The sequence below is a fragment of the Streptococcus parasanguinis genome, assembly GCF_001578955.1.
In the GTDB taxonomy this organism is placed as follows: Bacteria; Bacillota; Bacilli; order Lactobacillales; family Streptococcaceae; genus Streptococcus; species Streptococcus parasanguinis_U.
Genome location: NZ_KQ969690.1, coordinates 108899 through 117828, shown reverse-complemented (window position 1 = coordinate 117828; position 8930 = coordinate 108899). Strand labels below are relative to the sequence as shown.

Genomic DNA, 8930 nt, shown 5'->3' with positions numbered 1-8930 from the left:
ATTCTTTCATTACTGAGCCGATGTATACGGTGCAACCATTTTATATGCACTTTCAAGAGCTTGTTTCATTGCATCACGAGATGTTTTCACTTGTTGTAAGAAAGTCGTACGTCCTTGTTCAGGAACAGTCGTACTATCAGGACCTACGCTTGAAAGCATCGTATCAAATTGAGTTTTTGATTCATCCAAGGCCTTAATAGCTGGATCTACTTGTTGAGTATACGCATCTCTCTGAGCCTCTGGAATTTGTTGGCCAATATCTTGCGCATATTTCTTATAGCTTTCAACTAATTTGCTATAAAGATTCTTCATATCTCCGATTGTTTTTGCACTGTCAATTTCTTCATCTGTCAACAATACAATTTCAGGGATATTTGTTGAAGAAGTTGCTGATTTAGATGATTTTGATGAACTGCTTGATTTGCTTTCTGAAGTAGATGATTTTTCTACCTTACTAGAAGAAGCCTTTGCATCTTTGCTAGATGATTCCGAAGCAGTTTTACCAGAACATGCTACTAACGTTGCAACTGATAAGAGAGCCACGCCCGCTGTAAGAAGTTTTTTCATAATTTTTTCTCCTATAGATATTGATTAATTATATTTTAAAATGAAATCTTTTTATTGTCAAATATTTTATGTTCTCAATCCTTTTTATACCGGCTTTTATCACTAACTCTTAACATATTTTTCCGTCCTATTCACAAAAACCAGAAAATATATTTTTATTCATTCCGCGAATAAAATAAAAGATTAGACAAAACGTCCAATCTTTGATGAATGCTTGAAATAACTGAATAAGCCCGTGCTGATCGGTTAAAGAACTGCATCGAGGTATTAAAGTAAGTTTCTAACGTATTTATTTGCCTTTTAACTGCAAAAATGCACAAAATGCATGAAACAAGATTTCGCTCCTGTTTCTTTTTTTCATTGATGAAGTAATTGATTGAACTCTTCTTGAAGTTCCTTGTTGTCTGTTGGTTTTAGATACATCTTTCCACCATTGGTCGTTGGAGAATGAAAGACAATGGCTTCTCCCGTATCTGTAATGGCAAAGAAATAACTATGCACATCTGGATACTTGTCCCAATTGCTATAGCGTTCCACGATTCTGTATTTTGCATTTCCCTGACCAGTATCTGTATAAATGGCATCCATCTTGCTATTTTCCCCTAGAGTATAGAGGTTATCTGGTCCTACATCACCACCAGCGATGCCTTTTTGATAGTTTGGTTGGCCCATCTTTTCGCCCCAGGTCTTCATAAATTCTGCTAATTTTGCTGATTTTTCAGCATTCCAAGGCGTTTTTTCCTGGCGTTGGCTATTTCCCGATGATGGTGTGCTGTCAAAAGTTTGCCAATCGAAACTCTTGAGATCCAGTTTATCCTCATCCGATTTTCCAAAGAGGGCATTCAGATCTGACCCCGGTACTTGGACTTCTTCTTCCTGGACTTTGGTCGCGGCTTGAGGCACCTTTTCTATCCGTGAGAGAACGGCTACACCACGGCCAGTTCCTGACAACCAGCTGACTTCTAAGACTTCTCCTCCCTTATAGAGGGTCGTCGCATTGCGCGCTCCACCGTGTCCAGCGACGAAACCTTCAGCTAGCAGAGTCGGTTTTTGGTCCTTGAGGTAATAAACTCCTGTCACAAAGTAGCTTCCATCGGTCTGCTGATTGGCGATGATCATCTCCTCTACCCCATCGCTATTTAGGTCCTTAAAGGCATAGCGAACAGCATCTGGCTGATTGATCACGGTCTCGATCACCCAGCTATTGATCATCCGATCTTCTTTAGCTAATGCATCATTCAATTTGGAAATAGCATCTAACTCTTTTGAAGTGGCAAAAATCTTTTGGTAGTCTGAAAAAACAGACTGGTATAATTGTTTGTTATCTGCTTTTTTCGCTTGTTTCTTTGTTGAAGTCTGGCTCGTTGTAGCCTCTTTTTTGGGACTAGACTGGCGTTGGTATCTCTGGTAACATCCTGTTAACATGACCATACTCGAAGCCACTAAGCCCAATTGAATCCATTTTTTTATTTTCATCTTATTTCCTATAGTCTCCCTTATTTTCATACTAAACTTTATTATACTAAAAAAAGCGTGAGGAAGAAATCCCTTCGTCACACTTAGTTTATTTTATTCGGTTTGGCTCGACGATCCGTTTGACTTTCAATATGCTCTTTCACCAAGGCAACCACCTCATCATTGGTTGGAAGGTCCGAGTGCTGGGCATCTTCCCCCGTCACTGTAATCTCCGTATAGCTAGCAGCTTGGTTTTGATAGATATATTTCCCAGCAGAGACACTGGCATCCGGGACTAGCTCATCTGAATCATAGGTGATGGTCCCTGCTACTGAATACATATGGAGGGTACTAGGAATGGCTTCTTTTCCCTTGATAAAATCGGCCAACATCTCAGATTTATTTTTGATATTGGTCTCCGTGAAATTGTAGGGAGTTCCGATGGTCATGAGGGTCTTGAGATCGATATCATAATCCCCCAGATAATTTTCAATAAAGGCTGTATAAATCAAGCCACCGTTGGAATGACCCAAGCCCTTGAAATTATTAAAATTGTATTTTTCTTGAAAGGCTTCAAAGGCTTGATTGAATAGCTTGGCTTGCTTTTTAATATTGCTATAGCCATCTTTGTTGTTTTCAAAACCAACCACAATTACCGGCTCATTGTCCTTGGCATCAATACTACCACTATAGGTGATATGCCCATCATTCCAAACCTTAACCTTAAGCAGACTGTGTTTGGTTCCTTGACGGCCTTGGTTGAGCTTGGTCACCAAGCCATCGAAGCGGTTCTCTGTCGCAGAGCTTCCCGGGATCATGATGATGGGAGACAGTTTGGAATTATAAAATTTCTCGATTTTTGAAACATTGGTCCGAGTCCAGCTATAAGAAGGAATGGCTAAAGCGATCAAGAAAAGACTGACCAAAGTAAGGACGATGGCTGTTTTTTTAGATGACTTCATCGCTTTCTCCTTTCACTTTTAAATCTTTTCGGATACGATTTCCCATGCGGACAAATGGTAGATAAAGGAGCACATCGACGGCAAAACAAAGAAGGCTTACAGCTAAGGCTCTCAGACTTCCTCCCGTTCCAATAAAAGCATAAAGAAGGCTAGGAGTCCCATCTGGCACCGGATAGACGGCTGCAGGCATCAGCTTGAAGCACAAAGCCACAGCTGCTATTCCCATATTCACCAAGGGGATCAATAAGAAGGGAATCACATATAGGAGGTTGAGAAGGACCGGTATCCCTACCATGAAAGACGCCCCGTTGTTAAAGAGACTTGGAAACAGACTGAGAAAACTGACTTTCTTGTCCTTTTGACTTCGTGAAACCAACAGGATCGCCACCAAAAGCGCTAGGACGGCTCCAATTCCAGCTACCAGACCAAAACTGCGGTACAAATTGGTCAAGGTATAGAGATGAGGAATGCCTGTCGTTGTATGATGCGTCACAGCGTAGGTAAGATTTTCCAAAGCAAAGTTATCATCCGCAATTGAGTTCAAGGCAAAGGATTGACTATTACCAAACCAAGCAGATAGCCCACTAAATAGTCCCATGACAAAGGTGGACAGCAGATGATGACTGCTTATAGTCAGAAAACTAAAGAATTGACCGATCATTTGAAAAATACGGTACTGATTGCCAAGAAGGAGGAGAATATTCAGGCTAACCCCTAGAACCAAGGACAAGAAAATGGGACGCACAGTCTTGGGCTGATAGATAAAGTCTTTGTCCACAATCTGGTCGTCACTAGCCTTGGATAGTCGAAAGATCTGTCCGATTAGATAGCCTAAAACAATGGCTAAGAGGATATTGGTCGTCGCAGGTAAGTTAATTCGCGTCAGTTGCCCATCATTGAGTGGTCCCACCAACAATTCCTGAGACCCTACAATCAAGCTGACCAAAAGAGCAGTCACGCCGGCTGTCCCCGTACTTCTACCATAGTGCCCAGCTGTATATTTCCCAGCGAAGTAGGTTGCTAAAGGCCCTGCTAGACCTCCTAGAAAGTTGGAAAAATTAATAAGAACCTGGCTGATAGCTTGATCCCATGGCAACCAACTATCCATCGAAAAGAGCTGATGGATATAGCCTCGATCGGAAAAGACCGATAAGGCAATCACTCGAACGATTCCTGAAAATAAGAAAAAAGGAAATAAGGAAACCAGAGTTTTCTGGGATATTTGAATCAAACTTTTTTCTCGTAACCAGAAAAACTTCTGGACTAAATACTTGGTCATGGCGCCCCCTATTGGTGTGTTCACGTTGCTTGCTTTCTTCTTATTATATCATAGTGGTGATCCTTACCTTTCGTTTGGAGAGACGTCATCAGTTGAGAATGCTGTTAATATTTTCAAAACTGTTCAAAAACTCTTTGACAGGGGTCTTCATTTCCTCTATACTATTTGTTAGCTAATAAAACGATGGATCAGGTTGCCGTAGGTCCCACTATGCTACCTGACGGAAAATCAGATCGTTACCATATTTTTTATACCATAGTCCATGTCTATAGGAAGATTTAGGAGGAATCAGACGTCTATGTCACAAGAAAAAATTTCAGCCAAGGTCTTGTTCGCGATCTTTGCGACAGGGATCCTGTCCTTTTGCGGGGTGGCTGGAGAGACTGCCATGAACATCACCTTTCCAATATTGATGAAGGAATTTGAGATCAACACCGCAACAGTCCAGTGGGTTACCACCATCTATCTCCTAGTGGTTGCCTGTGTGGTCCCCTTATCTGCTTATCTCAAGCGTTCCTTTAAAATGAAGTCCATCTTTTTAGTTGGAAATCTCCTATCTGTTTTAGGTGTTCTTATCGACTTCCTAGCTCCAAATTTTGGCTTTGTGGTCCTGGGGCGATTGGTCCAAGGAATGGGGGTTGGTTTTGCCCTCCCTCTGATGTTTAATATCATTTTAGAACAAGTCCCAAAACGTAAGATCGGTCTCATGATGGGAGTGGGGACCTTGATTACAGCCATTGCACCCGCTATTGGGCCTACTGTCGGTGGACTCTTAACAGCTAGCTTCGGCTGGCGGTCCATCTTTTTAGTTCAATTCCCGATCCTTCTGGCCTCACTAGTTGCAGGACTTCGCTCCATTGAGCAAATCAGTAAAGTCAAGAGGGAAACCTTTGATATCGTGAGCCTTCTTGCCATCATTGCCCTTTTCATAGGGTTGATTCTAGGTATTCATGGCCTAGCGGATCATGCGTTCTTCAGTTTTTCTGTGCTTGGTTGGCTGGTGATCGGAAGCTTGGGACTGGTTCTTTTGGTCTGGCGGTCCAATCAGTTAGAGACTCCCATTATCAATCTTTCTATTTTGAAAAATCATCGTCTCACTGGCCATATTCTAGCCTTCTTCACCTTTCAATTAGGCTCTCTTGCCATGAGTTTTCTTCTTCCTAATTATGTCCAATTGGTCAACCACTCAAGCACTACGCTTGCAGCCTTGATGCTGCTTCCAGGAGCCATCATTGGAGCTGGCTTTGCCCCCTTCTCTGGTCTGATTCTAGATAAACTGGGGGCCCGCAAACCGATCCTCCTTGGAGCTGCTTTCATCCTTCTGGCCCATTTTCACTTCACCCTCTTGGGCCTGAAGCTGACAAATGGTTTGATTCTCGTCTTTTACATGATCTTCATGACCGGTATGGGACTGGCCTTCGGCAATATTATGACCAACGGACAAAAACAACTCTCTCTGGAAGAGCAACCCGATGCGAACGCAATCTTTAATACCTTGCAACAATTTGCAGGCGCTGTCGGAACAACCCTAGCTTCGCTGATCGTTGCCATGAGCCAAGCTAATCAAAAGATGGACTTCACCCAAGCCACTGCTAAAGGAAGCCGCAACGGTTTTATGGTCTTATTTGCCTTAGGCATCTTCCAACTCCTTCTCTTATTTTGGGTTGTCGGAAAAGAAAATGAAATGAACTAATTTATCTCATCAAAAAACAGCAAGATTTGCTGTTTTTTTATCCTTTTCTGATCCGTGTGACAATGCCACCAGGATCTTCAAAGATAAGGCAACTTCCGCTAAATAAACCTTGCTAGAATAGGCGTATGCCCTATTCTTTCTTTTTTACTTACAATGCCAAAGAATATAACTTAAATTTTATTAAATTGTCGAACTTTTATCATTTGAGTTAAAATCCTTGCATTCTTTTTGTATTTTATTTATAATCATTCTAAATAAGATAAAGGAGACATTGTATGACTGAAATGAAACATGGAGTAGATGAATCATTTAACGACCGCTTGAATATCTTGAGAGCCGCTGTTCTCGGGGCCAATGATGGGATTATTTCTATAGCTGGGGTGGTGATTGGGGTAGCCAGTGCCACACCAAACATCTGGATCATTTTCCTATCTGGCTTGTCGGCGATTCTGGCAGGTGCCTTTTCGATGGCGGGCGGTGAGTATGTCTCTGTTTCCACACAAAAAGACACGGAAGAAGCCGCTGTTAACCGCGAACAAGCCTTGTTGGATCGCGATCCCAAGTTAGCGAGAGAATCTCTCTACCATGCTTATCTTCAAAATGGGGAATGCGAAACTTCCGCAAAGATTTTAACAGAGCGAGCCTTTCTGAAACATCCCCTCAAAGCCCTGGTCGAAGAGAAATATGGTATCGAATACGAGGAGTTTACCAATCCTTGGCATGCTGCTGCATCTAGCTTCCTTGCTTTTTCGGTTGGTTCCCTTCCTCCAATGCTCTCTATTATTCTCTTTCCAACTGCCTATCGCATTCCGGTGACGGTCTTCGTTGTTGGACTATCCTTGATCTTCACTGGCTATACCAGTGCGAAACTGGGAAAAGCACCAACCAAGCAAGCCATGCTTCGCAACCTCATCATTGGACTTCTCACCATGGGTGTGACTTACTTCTTCGGACAACTCTTTAGTATCTAAAAAAGCTGAGAATTTTGTCTCAGCTTTTTCTTATGCTTCTAATAGATCTTGTGCTTGTTTTTTCAGTCCTTCCACTGCTTCGTCCGTCAAGATTAATTCACCTGTTTCCCAAGCTTCTTGGTTAACGGTTGTTCCAGTAAACTCTCCAACCACTTGAGTCCGAACGAAAGGCAAGAGCGCTTGGTAAGCCGCAAACATTGGTTCGTGTCCGGCATTGGCTACTGAAGAAACCGTTACGATCTTGTCTTGAAGGGCAGATGGACCACGCGTTTCTGACAGGTCAAGGGCACGGCTAAGCCAGTCGATCAGGTTTTTCACTACGCCTGGAATGGCAAAGTTATAAACTGGCGAGAAGATCCATATGGCATCCGCAGCAAGAACCGCATCACGCGCTGCTTGTACAGCTGGCAAGGTTGGTGTTTCCAAATCTTGGTTCATCATTGGGATGTCCTTGTAGTCCAAGTAAGTCACAGTTGCTTTTCCTTCAAGAAGACTTTCTGCTTTCTTAGCCATTTGGTGGTTAAAAGATCCTTGACGAAGGGATCCGACGATAAATAAAATGTTTTTCATAGTTGTTTCCTCTTTCTGTTGTAAGATTTTTTGTTACAATAGCTATTATACAAGATCACAATGTAATGTCAAGGATTACAACTCGGACATTTTAAACTTTTATTCCATTTCACTAAGGATGGGCCAATAAGAACGAGAAAAAAGGTTGGACAAAAGTGTCCAACCTTCAATAAATCATAACCGTATAAATCTGTAGAGGATCACCATCCAATAAAAACGAGCCCTAGACGATCTTTACAATCCATTTTAGAACTACTTTTTTCTCAGCAAGGTAATTCTCGAAGTTTCATTGTTCCCAAAATTCTGTTCGTGCTACTACTCCTCATTAGACAAATCAGTAGCCAACATTTTTTTGATGGATTCGCTGGATAAATCCGTCATTTCAGCAATCATCTCGATACTCATCCCCTTCAAAGATAGTTTTTGAATCAGAGACTGCTGACCAGCTTGAACTCCCAACTCCATGCCTTCTTGTCTGCCTTGTTCCAATCCCTGTTCGAGACCACGCTCGAGTCCTTGTTCGAGACCTTGTTCTAAACCTTGTTCAAGACCTTGTTCGAGTCCCTGTTCGAGTCCCTGTTCAAGACCTTGTTTCAACCCTTTCTGAAAACCGGCTTCCAGTTGTTCTTTCCGAAAGGTATCCATGCTCATTTCCCAATTTTCTCTGATACGAATCCGTTCATCAATCATTTCTTTTTCCTCCCTTGTCCAATTTGATGGGATCAGGAGTGATTCTGCCTGCTCGATCACTTGATCTGGTTGATGACTGAATGGGCGATTACCAAAAAATTCAAGCCATTGTCTCCAGTGAGCATTCAACTCCGTATCTCTACTTTCATTATACTTATCCAACTCTAAAAAGGCAACCTTTAACATATTATGAACTACTCCATCCTTTCGAGAGCTATAAAGAGGTGTCCCGTCTACTGTATGGCGCATTTCATAGACATTGACGGGTGAATCTAAATGAGGAAAAATACTTCGCTCCAGGATAGCGATCCCATAGACCGGCTCCAGCGCCTAGTACATAGAATGGGTTGCCCCTTTCTTTCGCTTGCGTTGGACATTTTCTACTAGCTGATTGGCTAAATAATAGTGGAAACGATTCAAGAAATACTCTTGCTTCAAAACTTGAATCTCAATAATGACTTCAAGCCCACTATCTAGTCTTGCTCTCACATCAACGGATGTTTCAAAAGGAAGATCTCCTAAAAACCCCTGCTCATGGATCTGGTCTCCTTCTAAAATCTCAACGGACTCTACTGGCAGATCCAATACTTCTCGGATGAATTTGGCCGTCACATCCGGCAGACTAAAAATCTTTTTTGCCATTAAATCCAAGGTGGGCGATACATACTCGTGTCGTTTCTTCATAGCAACCTCCAATGATTTCTTGTAGGGAATCCCTTCACTCATACCATTCGAAAAAATTG

Annotated in this window: 7 protein-coding genes and 1 pseudogene; 2 read left to right on the top strand and 6 right to left on the bottom strand. The window is 42.2% G+C overall.

The genetic code is table 11. The features are described from left to right. Positions 1-9: 9 nt before the first annotated feature. The 4 genes from SPADD19_RS04395 to SPADD19_RS04380 all read right to left on the bottom strand — a co-directional run bounded on the left by SPADD19_RS04395 (position 10) and on the right by SPADD19_RS04380 (position 4263). Complete coding sequence (locus SPADD19_RS04395) at positions 10-567, bottom strand: hypothetical protein (protein ID WP_061455332.1); 558 nt, start codon at positions 565-567, stop codon at positions 10-12. 357 nt (positions 568-924) lie between these two features. Beyond that, on the bottom strand, positions 925-2043 hold the full coding sequence (locus SPADD19_RS04390; protein WP_061455331.1) for a DUF4767 domain-containing protein: 1119 nt from the start codon (positions 2041-2043) through the stop codon (positions 925-927). Between the two features lie 83 nt (positions 2044-2126). Continuing rightward, a complete protein-coding gene (locus tag SPADD19_RS04385) occupies positions 2127-2984 on the bottom strand; it encodes an alpha/beta hydrolase (protein ID WP_061455330.1) in 858 nt (285 codons plus the stop codon). Next, positions 2971-4263, bottom strand: a complete 1293-nt coding sequence (locus SPADD19_RS04380; protein WP_061455329.1) for a PTS transporter subunit EIIC — start codon at positions 4261-4263, stop codon at positions 2971-2973. The genes SPADD19_RS04385 and SPADD19_RS04380 overlap by 14 nt, the downstream gene beginning before the upstream one ends. A 298-nt stretch (positions 4264-4561) precedes the next feature. Between SPADD19_RS04380 and SPADD19_RS04375 the strand changes: the two genes are divergently transcribed. Further along, positions 4562-5956, top strand: a complete 1395-nt coding sequence (locus tag SPADD19_RS04375) for an MFS transporter (protein WP_061455328.1) — start codon at positions 4562-4564, stop codon at positions 5954-5956. 275 nt (positions 5957-6231) lie between these two features. Continuing rightward, positions 6232-6927 carry a VIT1/CCC1 transporter family protein gene (locus tag SPADD19_RS04370; RefSeq protein ID WP_049497174.1) on the top strand — a complete coding sequence of 232 codons (696 nt, stop codon included), beginning with the start codon at positions 6232-6234 and terminating at the stop codon, positions 6925-6927. Positions 6928-6957: 30 nt separating this feature from the next. Here SPADD19_RS04370 and SPADD19_RS04365 read toward each other — a convergent pair whose 3' ends face one another. Further along, on the bottom strand, positions 6958-7497 hold the full coding sequence (locus tag SPADD19_RS04365) for an NADPH-dependent FMN reductase (RefSeq protein ID WP_061455327.1): 540 nt from the start codon (positions 7495-7497) through the stop codon (positions 6958-6960). Positions 7498-7812: 315 nt separating this feature from the next. Beyond that, a pseudogene (locus SPADD19_RS04360) lies at positions 7813-8871 on the bottom strand (Rpn family recombination-promoting nuclease/putative transposase). Positions 8872-8930 lie beyond the last annotated feature (59 nt).

Excerpts from the sequence above, each read along its gene's own strand:
- SPADD19_RS04395 (WP_061455332.1), bottom strand. The coding sequence starts at position 567 with ATGAAAAAACTTCTTACAGCGGGCGTGGCTCTCTTATCAGTTGCAACG.
- SPADD19_RS04390 (WP_061455331.1), bottom strand. The coding sequence starts at position 2,043 with ATGAAAATAAAAAAATGGATTCAATTGGGCTTAGTGGCTTCGAGTATG.
- SPADD19_RS04385 (WP_061455330.1), bottom strand. The coding sequence starts at position 2,984 with ATGAAGTCATCTAAAAAAACAGCCATCGTCCTTACTTTGGTCAGTCTT.
- SPADD19_RS04380 (WP_061455329.1), bottom strand. The coding sequence starts at position 4,263 with ATGACCAAGTATTTAGTCCAGAAGTTTTTCTGGTTACGAGAAAAAAGT.
- SPADD19_RS04375 (WP_061455328.1), top strand. The coding sequence starts at position 4,562 with ATGTCACAAGAAAAAATTTCAGCCAAGGTCTTGTTCGCGATCTTTGCG.
- SPADD19_RS04370 (WP_049497174.1), top strand. The coding sequence starts at position 6,232 with ATGACTGAAATGAAACATGGAGTAGATGAATCATTTAACGACCGCTTG.
- SPADD19_RS04365 (WP_061455327.1), bottom strand. The coding sequence starts at position 7,497 with ATGAAAAACATTTTATTTATCGTCGGATCCCTTCGTCAAGGATCTTTT.